The 20,978-nt window shown below is 45.8% G+C and carries 18 protein-coding genes; 2 read left to right on the top strand and 16 right to left on the bottom strand.

From position 1 onward, the window contains the following. The 7 genes from NOM90_RS06300 to NOM90_RS06270 form a co-directional block, all read right to left on the bottom strand. The gene (locus NOM90_RS06300) at positions 1 to 762 is read right to left on the bottom strand and encodes a methionine ABC transporter ATP-binding protein (protein ID WP_255941828.1); all 762 of its coding nucleotides are present in this window, start codon (positions 760 to 762) and stop codon (positions 1 to 3) included. Between the two features lie 319 nt (positions 763 to 1,081). Next, positions 1,082 to 1,507, bottom strand: coding sequence for an arsenate reductase (thioredoxin) (gene arsC / locus NOM90_RS06295; RefSeq protein ID WP_255940762.1), 426 nt, complete (start codon positions 1,505 to 1,507; stop codon positions 1,082 to 1,084). 33 nt (positions 1,508 to 1,540) lie between these two features. Continuing rightward, on the bottom strand, positions 1,541 to 2,833 hold the full coding sequence (locus NOM90_RS06290; RefSeq protein ID WP_255940761.1) for an arsenic transporter: 1,293 nt from the start codon (positions 2,831 to 2,833) through the stop codon (positions 1,541 to 1,543). Then, positions 2,830 to 3,303, bottom strand: coding sequence for an ArsR/SmtB family transcription factor (locus NOM90_RS06285; protein WP_370866576.1), 474 nt, complete (start codon positions 3,301 to 3,303; stop codon positions 2,830 to 2,832). The genes NOM90_RS06290 and NOM90_RS06285 overlap by 4 nt, the downstream gene beginning before the upstream one ends. After that, a complete protein-coding gene (locus NOM90_RS06280; protein WP_255940760.1) occupies positions 3,263 to 4,300 on the bottom strand; it encodes a flavin-containing monooxygenase in 1,038 nt (345 codons plus the stop codon). The genes NOM90_RS06285 and NOM90_RS06280 overlap by 41 nt, the downstream gene beginning before the upstream one ends. Then, positions 4,297 to 5,697 carry an NAD(P)-binding domain-containing protein gene (locus NOM90_RS06275; RefSeq protein ID WP_255940759.1) on the bottom strand — a complete coding sequence of 467 codons (1,401 nt, stop codon included), beginning with the start codon at positions 5,695 to 5,697 and terminating at the stop codon, positions 4,297 to 4,299. Before NOM90_RS06275 ends, NOM90_RS06280 begins: the two co-directional genes overlap by 4 nt. A 63-nt stretch (positions 5,698 to 5,760) precedes the next feature. Beyond that, entirely contained in the window at positions 5,761 to 6,189 is a 429-nt protein-coding gene (locus NOM90_RS06270; protein ID WP_255941826.1) for a MarR family winged helix-turn-helix transcriptional regulator, read from the bottom strand. A gap of 157 nt (positions 6,190 to 6,346) precedes the next feature. Here NOM90_RS06270 and NOM90_RS06265 point away from each other — a divergent pair, with 157 nt between their 5' ends. Next, positions 6,347 to 6,835: an arsinothricin resistance N-acetyltransferase ArsN1 family A gene (locus NOM90_RS06265; RefSeq protein ID WP_255940758.1), complete on the top strand. Its 489-nt coding sequence runs from the start codon at positions 6,347 to 6,349 to the stop codon at positions 6,833 to 6,835. A gap of 34 nt (positions 6,836 to 6,869) precedes the next feature. Here the strand turns inward: NOM90_RS06265 and NOM90_RS06260 are convergent, their stop codons facing one another. The 9 genes from NOM90_RS06260 to NOM90_RS06220 all read right to left on the bottom strand — a co-directional run bounded on the left by NOM90_RS06260 (position 6,870) and on the right by NOM90_RS06220 (position 18,865). Then, a complete protein-coding gene (locus NOM90_RS06260) occupies positions 6,870 to 7,340 on the bottom strand; it encodes a hypothetical protein (protein ID WP_255940757.1) in 471 nt (156 codons plus the stop codon). Between the two features lie 98 nt (positions 7,341 to 7,438). After that, positions 7,439 to 9,154 carry an alpha-keto acid decarboxylase family protein gene (locus NOM90_RS06255; protein WP_255940756.1) on the bottom strand — a complete coding sequence of 572 codons (1,716 nt, stop codon included), beginning with the start codon at positions 9,152 to 9,154 and terminating at the stop codon, positions 7,439 to 7,441. A 186-nt stretch (positions 9,155 to 9,340) separates the two neighbouring features. Beyond that, a complete protein-coding gene (locus tag NOM90_RS06250; protein ID WP_255940755.1) occupies positions 9,341 to 14,452 on the bottom strand; it encodes a DUF4132 domain-containing protein in 5,112 nt (1,703 codons plus the stop codon). Positions 14,453 to 14,473: 21 nt separating this feature from the next. Next, on the bottom strand, positions 14,474 to 14,896 hold the full coding sequence (locus NOM90_RS06245) for a hypothetical protein (protein ID WP_255940754.1): 423 nt from the start codon (positions 14,894 to 14,896) through the stop codon (positions 14,474 to 14,476). 212 nt (positions 14,897 to 15,108) lie between these two features. Beyond that, complete coding sequence (locus tag NOM90_RS06240; RefSeq protein WP_255940753.1) at positions 15,109 to 16,416, bottom strand: acyl-CoA dehydrogenase family protein; 1,308 nt, start codon at positions 16,414 to 16,416, stop codon at positions 15,109 to 15,111. Positions 16,417 to 16,467: 51 nt separating this feature from the next. Next, positions 16,468 to 16,950, bottom strand: a complete 483-nt coding sequence (locus tag NOM90_RS06235; protein ID WP_255940752.1) for a GNAT family N-acetyltransferase — start codon at positions 16,948 to 16,950, stop codon at positions 16,468 to 16,470. Between the two features lie 400 nt (positions 16,951 to 17,350). Beyond that, the gene (locus NOM90_RS06230; protein ID WP_255940751.1) at positions 17,351 to 18,238 is read right to left on the bottom strand and encodes a radical SAM/SPASM domain-containing protein; all 888 of its coding nucleotides are present in this window, start codon (positions 18,236 to 18,238) and stop codon (positions 17,351 to 17,353) included. A 124-nt stretch (positions 18,239 to 18,362) separates the two neighbouring features. Continuing rightward, complete coding sequence (locus NOM90_RS06225; RefSeq protein WP_255940750.1) at positions 18,363 to 18,575, bottom strand: helix-turn-helix domain-containing protein; 213 nt, start codon at positions 18,573 to 18,575, stop codon at positions 18,363 to 18,365. Continuing rightward, a complete protein-coding gene (locus NOM90_RS06220; protein ID WP_255940748.1) occupies positions 18,527 to 18,865 on the bottom strand; it encodes a sigma-70 RNA polymerase sigma factor region 4 domain-containing protein in 339 nt (112 codons plus the stop codon). The genes NOM90_RS06225 and NOM90_RS06220 overlap by 49 nt, the downstream gene beginning before the upstream one ends. 280 nt (positions 18,866 to 19,145) lie before the next feature. Between NOM90_RS06220 and NOM90_RS06215 the strand changes: the two genes are divergently transcribed. Continuing rightward, complete coding sequence (locus NOM90_RS06215) at positions 19,146 to 20,927, top strand: DUF4127 family protein (RefSeq protein ID WP_255940747.1); 1,782 nt, start codon at positions 19,146 to 19,148, stop codon at positions 20,925 to 20,927. Positions 20,928 to 20,978: the final 51 nt, after the last annotated feature.

Raw genomic sequence — 20,978 nt, 5'->3', positions numbered from 1 at the left:
TCATTGCGATTCCTCCTTTTCTACCAGACCGAGAATTTGTTCCCGATAGGATAGCTTCGGACGGATCATCTCTTCGGAGCGTTTGGGCAGATCGAAGGTATCGACTACTTCGCCCATTTCCATGACGGATACGCGTGTACAGATCTGCCGCACGACTTCCATCTCATGCGTCACGATAACGATTGTGACACCTAGCGTGCGATTGATATGTAACAACGTATTCAGCAGTTCTTCCGTCGTTTGTGGATCGAGTGCGGACGTCGGCTCATCGCAAAGCAGCAACTTCGGATTACCTGCAATGGCTCTTGCGATCGCGACGCGCTGCTTCTGACCGCCACTCAGTTGCGCCGGATACTGCCGAATCTTATCTTCCAATCCGACAAAACTAAGCACTTCCTTGATCCGGCGTTCGCGGTCGGCTTTTGGCGTTCTTGCCAGTTCCAGTGCCGCAGCGACATTCCCGTGTACCGTGCGGTTATGCACCAGATTAAACTGTTGAAAAATCATTCCGATCGAGCGCCGTACGATACGCAGTTCGCGTTCACTCATCGTCATCAGATCCCGACCGTCCAGCCATACCTTTCCTTCGTCCGGTCGTTCCAGCATATTCATCAGCCGAAGCAAAGTCGATTTACCTGCTCCGCTTGTACCGATAATGCCATGAATACCGCCTGTCTCGATCTCCATACTGACAGGGAGAACAGCTTGGAAAGTCTGACCCTGCGCCGTGTACGACTTGCTGACTTTTTGCAGAGATAGAATTGCCGCTCCCTCCTTGTATTAGTAATTTCATTTCACTGTTATATTCTTTAATCGACTAAATTATAAGGTAATTTTCGCTCTGTGTCACTAATATCAAAAATAATTTTAAAGATATTTTTACAATTCCAATGATAACGCATATGCTTGTCGATACAATGAAATTTCTCGAAACGTTTTTCTGAATGATTAGACCTACGCTTGCCTAAACTTTCATGCAAAAAAGACCGTTCGCATTTCTGCAACGATCTTTTTTTATCCTTGAGCATATTCGTTTTGTAGTTAACTTTACGAAGACTAGATTTTTTCGGCGTGACCCGTTTTACTTGCCTTCTTTCAGGAACTGCTCGATTCGCGCTTTAATCGAATCACGAACTTCAGCGAATGTTGCGATAATTTCTTCCTCTGTACCTGTCGCTTTAGCTGGATCGTCGAAGCCCCAATGCCATCGTTCAGCTTTATCGTTACGTACCACCGGACAATTATCGTTTGCATGACCACAAAGGGTAATAATGTAGTCGGCTTGTTTCAAAATTTCAGGATCAATGACGTCCGATGTATGATTCGAGATATCGATACCTGCTTCTTTCATCGTTTGAACAGCACGAGGATTCAAACCGTGCGCTTCTAGTCCTGCGCTTTTCACCTGATATTTGTCGCTTCCAAGTGCTTGTAAAAATCCGTCGGCAATTTGGCTTCTGCAAGAGTTTCCTGTGCATAAAAAGTAAACAAGCGGTTTGTTATTCATGGTTGTAAATCTCCTTTATCGTGAAGTTAGCGTTCAGTGAATCCAGTGTAACCATAAATATAGTCCTGTTAGCGTGATAAACAGTGTTGGAATCGTGAGTAAAATCCCCGTTTTAAAATAACTTCCCCAAGTAATTTTTATGCCTTTACGCGATAACACATGTAACCATAAAAGAGTAGCCAACGATCCGATCGGTGTAATTTTGGGTCCCAAGTCACTCCCGATTACATTGGCGTAAATAAGCGACTCGCGAATCATTCCTTGAGTGCTCGTTCCATCGATAGCAAGCGCATTAATCATCACCGTAGGCATATTGTTCATCACCGAAGACAATGCGGCAGCTAGAAAGCCCATACCGAGTGTAGATACGTAAAGCCCTTGATCGGAAATCACTTGAATGACCTTACCAAGTTCATCCGTCAATCCTACATTCCTTAGTCCGTAAACAACGACGTACATACCGATCGAGAAAATCACGACCGCCCACGGCGCTTCTCTGATCAGTTTCCATGTTTGGATTTCCTGACTGCGTCTTGCAGCCAAAATAAATAAAATCGCTACGATTCCAGCAATTATGGAAACGGGAACTTGAATAAATTCGCTCATCAGATACGCGATCAACAATACAGATAGAATCACCCAAGACAAGTTAAATAGTTTTTTATGTTTGATCGCTTCGGCTGGCTTTTTGAGATGGCTAACTTCGTAATAGCCGGGAATACTTTTTCTGAAAAACAAGAATAATACCAGCAGACTTGCTAGGATTGAAAAAACATTGGGAACGATCATACGACTGGCATATTCGATAAAACCGATCCCGAAATAATCGGCAGAAACGATATTAACCAGATTGCTGACCACGAGCGGAAGCGAAGTGGTATCTGCGATAAAACCACTCGCGATAACGAAAGGCAAAATCATCTTTGCATCAAATTTGAGCGCTCGAACCATAGCGAGTACGATAGGCGTTAAAATGAGCGCTGCCCCGTCATTTGCAAAAAACGCCGCAACGCCTGCCCCTAACAGTGCAACATAAACAAACATCAGCTTACCATTACCTTTTGCAAGCTTTGCCATATGTAAAGCAGCCCATTCAAAAAATCCGATTTCGTCCAAAATAAGCGAAATTAAAATAATAGCTACGAAAGCAAGCGTGGCGTTCCACACAATTCCTATGACAATCCCTATATCGGATAAATGGACGACTCCAAAAAGAAGTGCAAGGATAGCTCCAACTGAAGCAGACCATCCAATATTAAGCCCTTTAGGTTGCCAAATCACAAACGTCAACGTTAGCAAAAATATGATGATCGCGATAAACGTCATGCGTCCGCCTGAGAATCGCAACAATTTTTGGATTTTGCTATTTCGTCTTTCATAGATGGCAAATACGGATACACACAACGAACATAGGATTCTGCATCCGGGTTGAGGGAGTAGTACACCCACTGCCCTTTTTTCTTTTCGTTAAGCAGACCCGCTGCTTTCAATTTTCGCAGATGCTGGCTAGCGTTAGGCTGTGACATTCCAATAACGTCTGTGATATCGCAAACACAAAGCTCTTGTTCCTGAAGCAATGCAATGATCGTCAAACGCGTTTTATCAGCCAATAGCTTGTAGGCCTCTGCCATATTTTGAATACTTTTTTCCATAGCTACACCCCAGTCACGATTCTTTTCATGTTCAAACTTTATATAATCATATAATGAATCACTTATATAAGCAACAATGAATATAATGGGAACACAAAAAGAATTAGTTCTTTTCAAGCAGCGATCGTACAGCTTTTTGAGCATCTTTTCCAGCGCCTCTAAGGGTTGCGGAAGCAAACGAAGTTTGCCACGGCACGCCTACGAAATAAATCTTTTCATCGTTAAACGTTGCAGGTATTCCTGATGAATCGACTATGCCTAGGTTACTGAGATATTCAAACTTCGAAATATAGCCTGTGGCAAAAATAACGGTATCGATCTGTTCATGAGTTTCGTCTTCCCATACTACCCCATATTCGGTAAATGATTTAAACATCTTTTTGACGTCAGGCTTACCTTGATTAATAGCCTTTTTATATTTTCCTGTATCAAGAACGCTCTCACTGCTTTTTTTCAATAGTCGTTTGCCCCACCGAGATCGGTCAAGCCGAAGGAACGTTAGCCAAAAGTGAATGTCTTTTCCTGCAATGATTTGAGGTTTGAACTTGATTGGGCCTCTGGATGCCATCGTAACATTCGCTGCTTTAGCGAGTTCAACAGCTATTTGAACTGCCGAATTACCTCCTCCTACAACAATAACCCTTTTATTTGGGAAGCCTTCCTCATTTCGATAATCTTTTGAATGTAGCACTTCTCCTCTAAATTTATACCTATCCAAAATGTCTGGAATATAAGGATTTACGAATGATCCGCTTGCACAAATGATAGCTCGCGTGAAAAATTGTTCTCCGCTGGCAGTTTGGATCGTATAAATCTGATTTTTCTTATCCACTTGGATGACTTCTTGCCCTAGGTATATCGGAAAACGATACATTGCCGCGTAAGACTTCAAATATTGCACAACCTCATCTCGATGAGGATAAACATTTGAACCTTCTGGAAATGGGAGTCCTGGCAATGCGGAGTACGAGACGGGCGAGAACAATGTCAAGCTATCGTAGTAGTTTGCCCATGATCCCAAATGTTCTTGACTTTTTTCCAGGATAATAAAATTTTGTTGCGCTTCCTGTAAATAATAAGCGGTTGCCAAACCAGATTGACCTGCGCCGATTACAATACAATCGTAAATTGTAGGGTTCAATGCTTGACCTCCTTTTTTTCGCTTTTTGAAGAAATGCAGCAATGGATAACTTCTTTTGCCTGCATCAATTCATAGTAACTCTCCTTACGTTTAGCGTTCACTTTGCATACTCCGGTCTCGGGGAGTTCCAACTCTACTTTTTGCGCAGAATCCATATCTCCGACTAGAGCGGCTACGATAGATCTGACTTGCTCATATCCGGTTGCCATGAGAAAAGTCGGCGCTCTTCCATAACTTTTGGCGCCTGCGATATAAAAGTCTTTTTCAGGATGACGTAACTCTTTCTCTCCATGCGGTCGAACGGTACCGCAGCTATGTAGGTTAGGATCAATCAGTGGCGCGAGTTCATATGCACATTCTAAGCTTGGATCTATCAACACTCGTACTTCTTGCATGATCGACAAGTCAGGGCGCGAACCTGTATTGCTTACAATTTCATCAATATGCTCAACAACGACCCGTTCATCTTTTGCCATTCCAGAAACCTGAATCTGTCCATTTTGTTTTTGAATGTTTTCAATATGATAAGCGGTAAGAACCTTAATTTTGCCGGTTTCGACTTCTGTTTGAAGACGAATGCCTAATTCTCCTCTTGCCCGAAGCCCGTCCAATTCTCGCCCACCATAAACCTCTTCAATATTCGCTTTACGAATTGCCCATACAATCTCAGTTTCTGATTCTTCTTTTTGAAGCTCTACAAGTTCAAGCAAAGTGTTTATCGCAGAATGTCCGCTTCCTACGACAAGCACTTTTTTACCGCTATATCGATTTTTTTCTTTGCCGAGTACATCAGGAATACCGTATAAAATATTTTCACGAAATGCTTTTTCCCCATCAGAACATATACCGTCTGAACGAAGCGGGTTTGGATTCGACCACGTCCCGGAAGAATCGATAACCGCACGCGCTTCATAAATAAATGAAGATCCGTGTTGTTCGGTATGAATCACGAAAGGAAGTTTTTCACGTCCATTTGTTTTTACTTTGCTTAAACCTTTACGACTGATCGCGGTAACTTTCGTATTCAAATATAGATTGGGACTTAATTCAGGCAACGCAGCCAAAGGCTTTAAATAATGCTCAATCAGTTCTTTTCCCGTTGGAATTTCTTCGTTTTGCGGCGCGACCCAATTCGTCTTGTTCAGCAACGCTTTAGCAAATTTATCGATATTATACTGCCACGGCGAAAACAGTCGTATATGTTCCCATTTTCGAATATTCGCCGCTACTTCATTTCCAGCTTCAAATAACATAAACGGTTCACCTTTAGAGAAAAGTTGAGCTGCTGCCGCAAGACCTACCGGTCCAGCTCCAATGATTGCAACGGGTAATCTATCCGGTTCTGGTGAAAACGTTTCACAGCCATTGGTTATATTCGAAAAAATAGGGTTAAGCATGATTATTCCTCCTAAAATTTATTTGCATTTTGCAATTATTTAACGAAGCCAACAGGATCATTCTTATCCTATTGGCGTACAACAGACGCTAGATTTTGCCATACTTTCGTTCAACAACTTAACAGCATTGATGACCATGTCCCGTTCAAACTCAGACATATGCGAAAAAACTTCTTGTAAATAATGATTCATCTGCTCATCAATAACTGTAGCCACAAACTTCCCTTGCGTAGTCAAAGATAAAATGTAAATACGCCGATCTGTAGGCAGCGGAGTTTTTTGAACTAAACCCAATTTGACAAGACTTTGAATTTGGCGGCTAAATGTCGTAATATCTATGGCGAGTGCGTCCGCTACTTGCTGAATAGACGGATGGTGTCTACGATCAATTTCATAAAGGATATGACTTTGAACAAGCGAGATGCCTATCCCTCCCGCGTTACAGCAGTTTTTGTCCAACAATCCCAAACGCCGCGTCATCATTTGAAACATCTCTCTTTTGTTACTCTCCAATTCACTTCACCTCTTTATACAGTTATATCTTTTAAATTTGCAAAATGCAAATAATTTCATTGCATTCTTTTATATTTCTATGCAAAATATATAATGTTTATTAAAAATCTAAGTCTAATGTCTAGGAGCGATCAAAATGATCATTTTGCGACAAGCTACCCCATTTGATTTGAACAGCATTTTGACAATCTATAATCAAGGCATTCAAGACCGCATTGCTACGCTAGAAACGGATCTAAAAGATGAAGCTTATATGTCTGAATGGTTTGCCAAACATCAAGGACGTTATCAGGTAATTGTAGCCGAAAAAAATAATCAAGTCGTCGGCTGGGCTTCTATCAATTCATATAGCACAAGAAGCGTGTATGACGGCGTCGGCGACCTTTCAATTTATATCCATCGAGATTACCGCGGAAAAGGAATAGGGAAACGACTGCTTCAAAAGTTAGAAGAGAGCGGTAGGCAAAATAACTTTTACAAGTTCGTCCTATTCACTTTTCCATTTAATATGTTAGGTCAAAGCTTATATCATAAAGCCGGGTATCGGGAAGTCGGTATATTTCAAAACCAAGGAGTTTTAGACGGCAAATTCGTGAGTGTAATGGCTATGGAAAAATTATTATAAATATTGAATCGGGCGGGTGGCATCACAATTAAGTTTAGCCTTTCTCTTTATTCCTTTTGCCTTGAATCCAATAAATCAAGACGCCAGATATCGCTCCATACATGCTATGTGCGAATAGCCACCAAAACCAAGCCGGCACGCTATTGATCGGAGGTGTACCGCCTGAAGACAACAAAGTCCTCGGATACAAAGCAGCTCCGATCACCATACTAATCAGTGCAGTCCCTGCGATTACTTTTCGCGCTGTATATGCTGACTGATTTGGACGATAAGACAGGTACTGCCAAAAGATTCCGAGCACAACGACCAAGACGGCTGAAATCACCAGATGAATGACGAACTCCGTAAATTCACTTAACCGAAATTCTTTTAAAACCGGGACGTAATCGGCGTTAAGCAATAATCGATAGACTTTATGACCGCTGAACGATTGAACAGCTTTGAGCATCAAGCCAAGCAAAATTCCTGAAAATAATCCGGCAATCAAAAACATCACTTTTTTCATCGTGTTCCTCCTTATATGATGTAGTGCGCTCTAAAATCTGTGATCTAAAAAAAGCGAATGACCTGTTCGGTCACCCGCTTTGTCGGCATCGCTATCGATTAAGATTTCTTTTCTTGACGCTCCATTTCTTTGCTCACCTGTTGCAAATACTCTGGCGCATCCAGTCCATTTGGAACGATCATTTCAATCAAGCACAGCTTATCCGAACGTTGATGTTCGGCATCGCGGAAAGCACGCGCCAATTCCCCGACCGTATGAACGCGCTGGGTATACGCTTGACCGCCAAACGCTTCGATCAACTTGAGATAATCCCAACCCGGAATCTCATTATAAGGTTGTTGATCTTTCGGTGTACGGAAATTCAGATGTTTCTCGATCGTATAGCCACGGTTATTGAGCACGAAAATGATTGGTTTACAACCATAAGCCATCATCGAGCTTAATTCTTGCGCCGTCATTTGCAGCGAACCGTCACCGGTAAATAGTAACACTCGGCGTTTAGGAGCAGCTGTGCATGCACCCATCGTCGCAGGCGTCGCGTACCCAATACTTTGCCATCCACCTTGCGCGATATATGTCACGCCTTGCGGAAGTTGAAGCTGAGACATGCCGTACGCGAATGTACCGGTTTCCGCTAAAATAATATCGCCTGGTTGCAGCAAACGCTGGATCAACGGATAATATTCATCCGCTGTTAACGCATGGCTACCCGCAAGCTGTGCTTCGCTATCATAAGGATAATCGGCAGCCGGAATCGGTTCTTCGGCAGTTAGACCGGATTCCGTCAGTTCGCGCAGCATATCCGCTCCCAAAATATCGGAATAGGTCTGCCCGCTAATCACCGTTGAAGTCGGATGAATCGCAATAATTTTTTTCGCATTCAACTCTGATCCGGTACCGCCCGTATTGGTGTCAGACGGAACATAGCCCGGAATAATCAAGCAATCTGCGCTTTCGACAATTTTACGAATTCCTTCGCTGCCTGTCGGACCGCCATACGTCCCGATATGGTTCGGATGACTTTCATCAAAGCCGCCTTTCCCCATGATTGTCGTGGCTACAGGGACTTGCATTTTTTGCGCAAGATCACGTACAAGCGGTTGCCACTTCCAACTTTTCACTTGAGCATCGCTGACGACCACGACGTGTTTTGCCGCTTTCAACATTTTGCGTGCATGGCGCATAGCGGATTTAAGCGAAGAATCGCTCGTTTTGAGCGGCGTTAATTTAGGTGCTTTCACTGCGATCGGCTGCTGAACCAAGTCAAGTGCTACCGAAAGGTAAACCGGCTTTTGCGTTTGCTTCGCGATAAAGATCGCTTTCGGAATTTCGACCATTGCATTGTCTGGCGTTAAGATTGCCGTGTATGCAGAGATCGGTTCGTACACGCGGCGGAACGCATCAAAATCTCCGTCCATTAACGTATGGTGCATCAGCTTTTGTTGTTTTTGTTTTTGAGATTTAGGCGATCCGACGATATGCACGATCGGTACACTCTCGCTGTATGCTCCGGCGATTGCGTTGACCGCACTCAATTCGCCGACGCCGAACGTCGTGATCAGCGCCGCTAATCCTTTGACCCGCGCATAACCGTCAGCGGCGTACCCGCCATTGAGTTCGTTGCGAGCAGGAACCATTTTGACGCCTTCGTATTGTTCCAACGTATCAAAAAGTGTGAAATTATAATCGCCGGGAACGCCGAACACTTCGGTGACGCCTTCTTTTTTCAAACAATCGAATAAAAAGGTTCCGAGTGTCGCTTGTCCCTCTCCTGTTTCGTTCGAACGAATTTTGCCCATAATCGTTTTTGCCATATTGATACGCTCCTTCCGTAATCGCTGTCTGCTTTTCGGCAAATTGCCGAATCGTCAGCTTCTACCTATGATTACCCCGGAACAGGGGAATTGGGTCAATCTTTTTCGAAAATCGCTTAAAAAAGCCTGATCGAACCCTCGATAAATTCGAGTTCTTCGACCAGGCAACATCCTCTATTATGGAATTTAATGTTTAATTTGCTCCAAAATCTGCGGATCTTTAATTTTAGTATCTTCCGCCAACATCACAATCTTCGACAAGACTTCAGCAGTGCGCGGATCTTCGTCGAGGAAAGGTAAAAAGAATCGACCTCGCTGCCCGGCATGTACCGGAATAATATTGAGCGCTCCGGTCGCTTGCTTGTAAGCAACGCCGCTTCCCAGATGGACAGCGTATTCGCCAAGCGAACCTTGAATATGAGCATAACTTCCTTCCAGCCGCACATTGTCGATTCGAAGAAGCGATAACGACTCGCTTAGAATCGCGGTGCGAAGTTCAACCGTTGTCAGGCTTGCTTCCGGATCGACGCCGCCGACGTGAGCGACGCTGACAACCAGATCGACATCGCGCATAATCTCGGAAAACAGTACCGGAGGCACGTCTTTTAAAGCTAACGATTGATGCGTACGCCGATCGCTGAAATGAATCAATTCTAGCGTCGGAGCTTCGGTATCGGCTGGCGAGAACCAATCTGCCATTGCATACAAGGTCGCGATCACATTATGCTTGTAATCCACTTTTTGCAGACCTTCTTCGTAACTCACTGTCCAGCCGCGTCCTCTTAGCAGCGCTACCGTTTTGCTTGGCTGCACTTGATGACCGGCATAACGCGAGGAAGAAGTCACAGCGGCTAATTCATCGGCATTCGGCGTATACAATTCACGGAAAATCTGCTTGAACGGCTGCTTCGCGATTGGATTTCCTTCGCTCGCTTCCGCTTGCAGATTACGTTCGATCATATCGCGCTGGAATTCTTGCCATTGTCCACTACCATACAGATCGACCGGGTGCGCAATCGTCAGTTTCGACTTCGCATCCAGTGAACGACCTTGCTTCGTCTGAATATCCTCAAGCTCTTGCTTATCTGCTTGGAAATAACCGACAACCGGCGTATCTTCGCTCTCTTGCTGCAACCGGAAAACGAGTTTGGACAGGAGCGGAGCGACCACCGGATTCCGATATAACTTCGTCAATTCATCCAGCTGGAACGTCGCTCCATTCTCCATTGAACGTTCCAATTCACGGACAAAACGACGATGCTGCTCGGTCAGTTCGGTTTTGACTTCTTTGATCCGTACGATATATTCGTTTTTATTCAAACGGGACGGAACAGATTTGAGACTTTTACCGCTTTTCGTAGCGACAATCGTCGGTAAGCCCAGTTCATTTACGACCAACTGCACTTCGACGTCATCTACTGCGTGTGGCTCCATATAAGCTTGAAGCTCGTCAACTTTACCGGCTTCCATATCCCATTGCAGGCGTGTCGAATCGGCATATCCTGCGCTTCTCGCGAGATTGCTTAACGCGATCTGGCTCGCTGCGCTTTCACTTGCGCGGCGCTGCGCACCAAATTGACGACTTTCCAGCAAAAACTTCTGAATAAAATCATACCGTTCGCGCAAATCCGACTCTTTCTTTTTGGACAAAGGAATCAGGCTGTATGCAAGCAATTGATCTTTGCCGCGCTTGGTCTCGACTTGTTTTTGCGTATCGGCAAGATTCAACTTCCCAAGTACCGCATCGGCAAACAATTGCGAACGGCGATGGTTTGCCCCGCCCGAGATATATTTGGCGCAATCATAGAGCAGCTTAAAGCGCTCCGCTCCAATCGTCGCATAAGCTTCTTCGAACCATTGGACATCAAATGCGCCATCGTTGAATTCTTGCGGCGTAATCGGTGAATAATGCGCGACAATCGTTTCTTTTTCCGCCGAGAAACTTTCGTTGATATGCGCATGGAAGTACCAAGCTGCGCTGCGAAGCCCTTCCCAGCCTAGATGCGCCGAGACGATCTCGATCCATTGCGGGGCATACATCGCCGCTTCAAGTAATCTTTTCTCGGAAATACCGGTACCTTCTAGATTCTCGGCAAGTTTCGCTGCATCGTCACCTTCTGCCGGGTAGCAGACTTTGAGCAGATGACTAAGCGATTCTTTTTTCGTCTGATTATGACCGTAGCTGTAAATATAACCGCGTACGAACGTTTCTCCGCCAAGACTGACTAAAATTCGAATCAACGCATCCAAGCCTTCGATCCGCTGCAACGACATCGTAAGCGGCGTGACTTCGGTTGCTAGATCGCCGCGTGCGAGTTCGATTTCTAACAAACGATCCACGATCGACTTCATGATCTGTTGTAGACGCTCGCTGCCTTGAAGTTCTTCCGGCGCGTGAGTGGTCAGATTACGTAAAATATAATTCGAACTTTCGCCTAAAATCTGCTTATAGATTTCGTTATCGCCAAGCAGTCCGAGACTATGCGCTTTGAAAAACATCCGTATGTCGAGTGTAGAACCGATATGCGTTCCTCCCAGTTCTCTACGCCGATCGTCGTAACGGAACGCGCACGACACAAACGTTTTGAACGAAGCATCATTATAGACGTTCCGCCGTAACACCCACATCCAATCGCTCGCCAGAGTCAGCCAGACGGCTTGTTCTTGTTGCGGTACATCCGACGGGAATTCGATAAACAGTTTTTCCAATGAAGCCGCAGCGGTATCGAAAAGATACTCCGGTTCGCTATCTTCATAAAAAAGATTCAGCAGCGTGCCCACTGTGCTCGTATATTTGCATTTGTCTAAAACCTTCCATAACTTCTTCAGACGCTCGATCGGGTATAGACCTGACACATACTGCTCACGCCATCCGTCCAACAGACGGGTTTTGCGCATCTTGTCATAATCGTAATAATCGGAAAACTCGCCATAAAAATCGTCCAGCATGCCCGATAATTCTTTGGTTTCGACAATCATATGCAGACCCAGAAGCTCTTTCGCACCAAATCCGCTGTTTGCTAAATAAGCTTTCCATTCATCAGCCAACGGATAGTTGTCCATAGACGAATATCGCGCGTATTCCGGCTGCAAGATAGATAACTCTTGGCTTAAGCTGTATGAAAGCGGACGGAACTGCGTGCCGAGCAATAACTTTTCTTTGGAATTGTTATAATATTGCACTTCGTATTCCGTATCGCGAAGCGAATGTACCAACTGATCTAATCCTTTGATAAAATCGGTCATTTTAGCGTCATCCCAAGCGAAAAATCGTGCAAAATCCGCAGGTTTTCCTTGAGGTTCTTTCAGCCAAGCTTCGGTCTGATTCGGATCGTACAATCCAAAACCGTTTGATGCTGTATAGCGATCATTGCTTTTGGATACTTCTAATTTGCTCAATAATTGCTGTTCTTTCGGAGTAGGCGATGCGATTTTTTCACTCAAAGGTCGCAATGCTTCATAATCGTCTGAACGCAGATCATCCGCAGATAGCTCGGTCAAAAGCTCTAACCCCGCGATGCGTTGCAGCTCGGTTTTGGCGCTCAGCAAGCGGTTCAATGAACTTTCTAACGCAGCTCGATTTTGTACAAGCAGCAATGCAACCGCATTTTGACGTAACGCTCCGGTTTTTAATTTCAAAATATTTTCGACGCGTTCAAGCTCATGATCGGTCAGATCAAACTTACGCGCTCTTTTCAGTGCCGATTCACGGTTCGATAAGCTTTTGTCGGCAAACATCGCAAATACAAACTCGCGTTGCTTGGAATCTTCGGGATCTTTCAGGAAAAACCGCAGAAGATCATGACGTCGATCCGCATTCATCATCGGCGCCAAATCGATCAATCTAGATACCCATTGTGTATCCATATCGTAAGCGGTCAAATACATCATTTTACGCAAAATGCCCGCCGGATCGTACGTATACGATAAAAAGTCGAGCGCTCCCGAATTGCCTTTGATTACTTTCGTTAATTTATCGCTGAGCAGTGCAGACAAAGCTTCGAATTGTTGACGCCGCGTTTCTTTGTCATCGAGTCCGGGAGCCGGAAGTACTTTAAGCCGGAAGGTGTCTTTGTCGAACTGATTTTGCTGCTCGTCCGATTCTTCCTCAGACTTCCATTCAAGCTGATAATCATATGTATAGTTGTTCATCATCCAATACAGCAATTCCGGATCACGTTCGCCGCTGCTCAAAATATCTAATGCCGACATATATTTCAGTTCTTCGTATTGACTCATCGAAATCATATACTGCGCGGCAACTTTGTTATAATGCGCACCGTGTTCCATAATCCCTTTTACAATAAAAGGAATTTCGGATTCTTCAATCAACGCTTGAGCGAATAATCCGATAAATACCTCTTGGGCGTTGCTGGATTGTGTCCATTTCATTCGAAGCTCGGCATCGCTTAAGGCGCTGTACATTTTCTCCAACAACTGCGTGACGATTCGTTCATCCGTCACTTCTAGCGGAAGCCCTGTCCAGACCGCAGCTGCGCGAACAATCGAGCTATAGCGTACAAATCCTTGATCCAAAATCAGCTTGAGCATGTACATAAAAGCTTCGGTCGTTCCGAAATCCACGCTTTCTACAATCGATTGGCGCAGACCTTCTTGCAGACGAGCCGCAACGAGCAAATTACCGACCCATTCATACACATCGGGGCGATGACTCATTAACATGCCAGAAATCATTTCCCGGCTCAGTAACGCTGTCTGATTCTCGCCAAATATAATATCGCGTAATGCAGATTCGACCGCTTCGTCGCGATCATCCAGATGCTGGGCAATCAGATCCGGCAATACTTGGCTGCTTCGATAAAAAGAGCGCGTACGCGTCGAAGAATATTCGCGCTGCGTTAAGTAATCCGTCAAAGAAAACTTCGAAGCTTCGATCCACAACAAGCCCATGAGCTTGCTCAGCATGCGTACCAAATGCGCCGAAGGATCGGAAGTCCGAAACGGTCTGCGCATATAGCCATTCGCATACGGATACTCGGGGCTTTGTTTGCGAATTTTTTCTAATCGCGTTGCAACTTCTTCGCCAGCTAATACGCGCACGACGTTTTCAAGTGGCTCCAATAATTTCTCGGGTTGCTGACCAGCCGCTTGCTTCAGCACTTGCTTCAACTGCTGCACCGAATCGTGATGCGCATGGACATAACCGTATTCGCACAGCTCCAATAAAGCATTCGCAAGCCGTGCTTCTTGACCTTGTAGCTGATTCGCACGCTGCTTCAAGTCTTCAAAATATTGATCTTCTTGACGTTCCTGCTGCTCTTGCAACTCATGATTCATCTTAGGTATTCCTCCTTTTTTCTAACGATTCCAAAGCCCGCCTGCCAACATCGTAAAGCGCATAAACACAACTTCGTCTCCATCTGCCAAAGTCAACGGAATATCTAACCCTGTCACTTCTTCTTCCCGCAAAAAGACCCGGTAAAGCCCGTCTTCAAATCCTAAGATTGCCGCTGCTACCGCTTTGGCTTGATCGGCAGGCTGCTCTCCATACACCGCTTGAAAACCTACTTTGCCCTCTGCCGCTGCCGTATCAATCTCTTGCTCTGTCAAAACATGCAGTAATTCGTCGCTCGTTCGACGTTCTTCAAATTGAGCGACCCTGAGCTGCACGATTTGTTCAATTAATTCGCGCAGCGTACGCGGCATCCCTGGCAAGTCTAGTTCCTGCCCGGCAATTCCGCGTCTACGCCCCGGGCTTTTCACCATTGCGATTAGCTTCATCTGACTTCCTCCCCGACCCTCGGATTGTCAATCATCATATATCCAAAAAAGCGAATACTTGTTCTCTTATTACTTACGTATTATTCTACCAGAATCCGACACATAAAAAAACCCGACGCAAGAGCGGTCGGGGAGTAGGTGTGAAGCCTTGTAAGACTTAATAAAATAGATAAAAAAATCAGGTCTTACGTATGATCCGGAACATCCATAATCTATTCGTTCAAAGCCGATTGCGCCAACATTTGAAGCACAGCATCTTCCATCGGCGGATTATGCAGACCCGCTCTTACATCGCGGTAATAACGTTCTAGCGGCAAATTTTTGGATAGACCTGTACCGCCGACGATCTTGAGTGCTTTGTCTACGACTTCGTTCGCCAGATGCGTCGCATTGTATTTGACCCAGCCAAGTTCGGGTCGCATTAAAGAACGTTCATGCGGCAATCGATCCCAACGATCCGCGATATCGTATAGCGCAGTACGCGCTAGCCGTAATTCACTGTCGATCTGTCCGATCCATTGGCGGATATGAGGTAACGTCATAATCGGTTCATTCAAGCTGTTCGGCGTATAACTTTTGGCAAAATCCAGTGCATAGTCGCGCGCTGCATAAGCGATTCCGATGTAGCATGCCGGAATATGCAGCATCCACCCGTCAGCGTCGTCTATGCTGCCCTTTTTTTGCCCAGGCGCATAAAAGCTCATCACGTGTTTGTCCGGTACGAAGACTTGATCCAACACGATATCATGGCTTCCTGTGGCACGCATTCCGAGTGTATCCCAAGTTTCTTCCAATGTGACCCCCGCAGTTTGGCGAAGTTCAGCGGCGTGTCGCTTGGAAATTTCAGCGCGGCGCTCGATCTCGGCAAGATCAGGCAATTGTCCGCTGTATTCGCTAAAAGGTGAAGCGTCTACTGCATCGATTGTCTCAGATCGGCTTCCTAATCGAACGATAAAATCACCCATTTCCGGCGAATCTTCGATTCCTGCGCTCACAATAAAATCAGTCAACATCGGGCTTAGCGTGCTATAGGTTTTACGCCCCGTCAGCTCCCACCCGCCGTCAACGCGAACAGCTGTCGTCTCGGGGCGACCTCCGCGCGTCGGGCTTCCGGTCGCGCGTTCGCTCGCGAATTTATTGATCATCGCGCCGGAATTTCGAACGTCTTGGCAAAATAGCGAATAGCTTGGCTCATGCCAAATATCCGTTTCCCGGTAATGAAGCATCATGCCGCCGTGCCAACCGGCACTTAGCGCTGTCGAGCCGTCGCCGCGCGCTATTCGCTCTTGGACAAGCAGCCATTCATACAGCGAAAGCTCGTCGCCGCCTTGACGTTTGGCAAGCGTGAGCTTCGGATAACCCGCCGCTTTTAGTTCTTCGAAGTTTTCAAAAGGAAACGAACCTTCGCGGTCATGCTTGGCAGCGCGCTGCGCAAAACGTTCGGCTAAAGTATCTGCCCAGCTCGCAAGCTTGGCTTCACGTTCGTTTCTGACGAATGCGTCGATCGCTTTTTTTCTCAAGTTTTCTCACCCTTCCACTTTCTCTGGGATGTCTTTCTTCTATATCATCTATTAAAGCTTTTTGGACATTTGATAATCGGTAATAACATATCCGGCTTTCTGATATACATGAAGCGCAGTCTCATTATGACCGAATACATGTAGACCGATCGTCGTTGCGCCGAGTGAACGTGCCGCTTCGTCCAACGCCTGCATCGTGGCTTGTCCGAATCCTTTGCCGCGATACTCTTCTTCGATTACAATATCGTATAAAAAAGCGACGGTTCCCGCTGGCGCTTCTGATACATGTAACCAAATATTGCCGATCTGCTTTTGCTCATTCGGTTGACGAATCATGTATAGATGATGACCTTCTGTATGAATACCGTCCGGCAAATATTTCCGATACGATTCTTCCGACAACTTCAGAGATTCTTCTTCGTTCCAAGTGCCCGCTTTCACCTTATCTTCGGCAAACTCGATTACCGCACGCGCTCGATAAACGCGAAACTCTTCTTCATTCATCGGCTCTAAATTCACTTTTCTTTTTTCCATATTAATCTCCTTCAAATCGAATGTAAAAAAACCGCTTGTTTCAGCGGTTTTGGTAGGTGGAGAAAGGTACTTTTTGCATGGGGAAGCGAAAAGGCTCCGAGAGGAATTGATTTCGGTCGCGTGTTGAAACTGAGAAAAGTGATTAGACTCTTATATAGGAGTTTTCTCAATTTCAAAGGCGAACGCTAACGCTCCTACATCAAATTCCTCTCTCCGCTTTTTCGCTTCCAGCTACGTTGGAGTTTCTCCCCCATGGAATCGGAAGGGCGTGAGCGAAGGGAGAAATTCAGTGAAAGGCGCCTTTGAACTTGGAAAGCTTCTTCCCCGAATCTTCATCCCGCAGGCTTTCCAAGTGAAACAGCGACTTGAACGAATTTCTCCCGCAGCACTCGTAGCGCTCCTAAGCGCCGAACCGAGTCCGATATCCACATTTGCGGCATAGTTCTTCGACGGCTTCGCGGCGGGAAAATCCGTAGACAATATCGTTGGCGCGTTTGCTTTCGACGATCTCGGAAAATTCTTGTTCCAAGACGTTGCCGAGGTTGATGACCCCTTCTCCGTCTAGGCAACAAGGGACAACCGTGCCGTCGACAAGAATCGCCGCATGGCTACGAAGGGCGTGACAGAATCCTTTCCCATCGTCTTCAGGTGCGCTCAGACTTGGCCATTGGAATTCGTGGTCTTGGTTCAGATAGACGTTATCCGATACTTTCAACCCTTTACCACGTTCGACTTTTTCTTCGATCCGGTAATCAAGACCGTATTCGCGTTCGATCAGTTCTAACGTCTCGCGGTTACGATTGCGTTCGTTGTTGGTCATGTTATCTTCGGTTAAGTTCCAAAGACGGAATGAAAATAACACTTTGCTGGATGTCTCATGGCTCGAAGCGTCGCGTACAAAAGACAAAATTTCATTCAGATAACCGTCGCGATCCGTGGATCCGGCATGACCGTCGAAACTATGCAATGAAAAGTTCATCTGACGCAGCGCCGGTTTGCCAAGCAGCTTTTCACGATTTTTCGTAATCAGCGTACCGTTGGTTGTAATATTGACTTTCAAGCCTCTTTCATGTGCCAAATCGAGTAAAAGATCGATCTTCGGATGCAGCAACGGCTCGCCTTTGACATGTAAATAAATATGGTTTGTATGTGGATCGATTTTATCTAAAATTTGTGCAAATGTCTCCGGCTTAATAAACTTAGCTTGACGCTCAGTAGGCGGGCAGAAGTGACAAGACAGATTGCATACGCTCGTAATTTCGATATAGACTTTTTTAAATGTTCGCAAGGATTGACGCTCCATTTCCGGTTCATGAAATTATCCGCCATATATAGAGGTACTGCGCGGATCACGTGAAGAAGTTCTTTTATCTATTATGTGTGTCGTCACGCAAAAGCTCAACCCCTGAATTTCACTTGTCCAAGATCAGCTCGATTAACTGCATCCTCAAAGTCTGCGCAGCATCGCTACGTTCCATACGCATGGTGCGGCTTAATAGTTGAATATCCGGTTCTAACAATTCTACGACTTTGCTTAAAGCTTGATGATCTCCGCCCCTGGAACGTTGAATCAAGTTTACGAATTCATCGTTTGGCGTAGATGTTGCAGAGATTTCCGTTTCCATTTGCTCACCCCCTGTTGACTGATTTTCATACTTTTCGCGATTTCCGCTTCCGTACTTCCTTTTGCAAATAAAGATTCGATTACTTGCTTACCTTTGTCAAAAGGGATCATTTCAATATACTCGTTCAAATCAGATCTTATAGGTTCGTAAAAAGATAGATTTGCTTGAATCTGCATAGCCTCGTCAAAACCGATCTTTTCATTTCGATAGCGTCTCCGCTCCTGATAAGACGCTCGCCATGCGATACGTTGAAGTTCTTGTCGATATTGATCAATCGTTTCATTTTGCATATTTTTCTCCTCCTATTAACTTTTAGCCAACCAAAAATAGAACACTTGTTCTTATTAACATACTATAACCTTTGCTATTTGGATAGAACCATTTTCGAAAAAGGCACAACCCTACAAGTGATCTCGCGTACATCGTGTAGAGGGGTTGGAGAAGAAAAATTTATTTGGGTGAGCGGTTGTAAAAGGTTCCGAATTTTCTCCTTATTGAGTAAAGGCGGACAAATTGCTCAATCGATCCGTAGCAAGAACCGTCAAATCAAAAATCGAAGGAGTGTTTCTGATGAAAAAAATCGTATATATTCCGTTAGATGATCGTCCAGCTAATCTGGATGATGTGATTGTGCAAGGACACGCGGCAGGCTTGGAAGTGTTGACGCCGGATGCGTCTGTGATTCGAAACCGTATGGATGACACCGGAGAAATTGAAGGAACCGAAGTCGTGGGTACAAGCGGTGCCGTGTATGGCGATACCTCCGCTGCCGGGCAATTTGTACAGGATCATGCCGCGGAAGCAGACGGTTTTATTTTGTCGATCGATATGCTCGCTTACGGCGGTCTAATCGGCAGTCGCAGATTGCGCCAAGATGGCGGCGGCGATTATCCAACCTACGACCCAACCACAACCACGTTGCTTGATACCATCGCTCAATTGAAGACGGAGTATCCGAATAAACCAGTCTTTTTGCTAGATACCGTTATGCGTCTTGCAACGACTACGATGGCGGAAAGTCTCAGTATCGAAGCCTACAATGAATCTCGCGCGCTCATGATGAAGCCTCGTCTAGCTCAAAGCGAATTCGACGATGTGCTGAGCGGTTACGATCTACAGCCAGACGGTACGCCTTACGAAGATACGATTCATTTTTCCAAAGAAGACTATTACAATGCTCGCAAACATAAATTCAAAACCAACCGTTATGTACTGGAAGCTTTGGTGCGCGATGCCGGCGTTGATTTTGTCGCTTTTGGTGTAGACGATGCTTCGACGCAAGGCGTACAAGCCAATGAAATTCATTGGATCGAAAATCATATCGACGAATGGCTCAGCGGAAACGGCGGGCAAAATCCAGAACGTGCGATCATTTTGCCGGATGCAGACGGTCTTGGTCATTCGCTTATGGCTCGTATGGCAGGGAAATTGCATACCGAAGCTCCAACTCAACCGGTCAAGCCGGTTGTAGCGGTGCGCTATTTCGGCCGCGACGGTTCGGAAATTGTGAACACGTACGAATACATGGATGTGCATACGAATATTTTGCGCCATATCGAGATTGTCGGCGCAACGTTTACCGGAGACGGCCGTTCGATCAACAATCCGAATTATGAACTAGAATTGCTGGCGCTTACGAGCGAAGATCAGATCGGTGCCGCGATTGCGTATCTGGAAGCTAACCGCGAGGCTAAAATGCCAACGATTGTCGTCGATTTCACGCGCAATGGCTCGGCAGGCTTGGTCACGACGCCGGAACTTCTCAATTCGCCAGCAACAGGCAGTCTGTTCGGGTATAGCGCTTGGAATACAGCGGGGAACAAGATCGGAATGGGACTTGGCATGGCATTGTCCCGCTTCTTTTTCCTCAAAAAAGAAACGCAGGAACGACCGCTCGGCATCGCGCTGGATGCGCACGGCTCGCTGTTGTTCAAACGTTTCTTGAAAGACTATTCGTATAAAACGATCGAGATCGCGAATATTCGCACCGAATCTCGTGCTCGCACGCCGTATACGAATGTGACCGCCGATCAAAACATGAAAATCTTCAATACGCCGCAAGATTACGATGATTTGACGCAACTGCTGCGTACCAACATGCAGACACGCACAGCCGAACTCGCGGCTATGCCCGCATTCGGAATCGGTACCTCTGCTCCGACTTGCGTGGTTCGCCGCTTTGGCGTTCCGCAAGGCGAGGCAGCGCCGAACTCTAACGACTGGCGCTTCGCGAAATACGACAGCGCTTCGCTTCCGCTAAACGATCCGGGCTTTATCTGGTGGCGGGCGTTCGAGATCACGCTGAATCCGAAGATTGATCTAAAAAGAGCGGCTCAAGGCGACTGCGAATAACCGAGTTACTGCATAACGCCATATACAAAACGACCTCTGATTCCATATTCA

It is taken from the genome of Saccharibacillus sp. JS10, assembly GCF_024436065.1.
In the GTDB taxonomy this organism is placed as follows: Bacteria; Bacillota; Bacilli; order Paenibacillales; family Paenibacillaceae; genus Saccharibacillus.
Note: the sequence above shows the minus strand (reverse complement) of the source record. Positions and strands in the feature narration are given on the sequence as shown.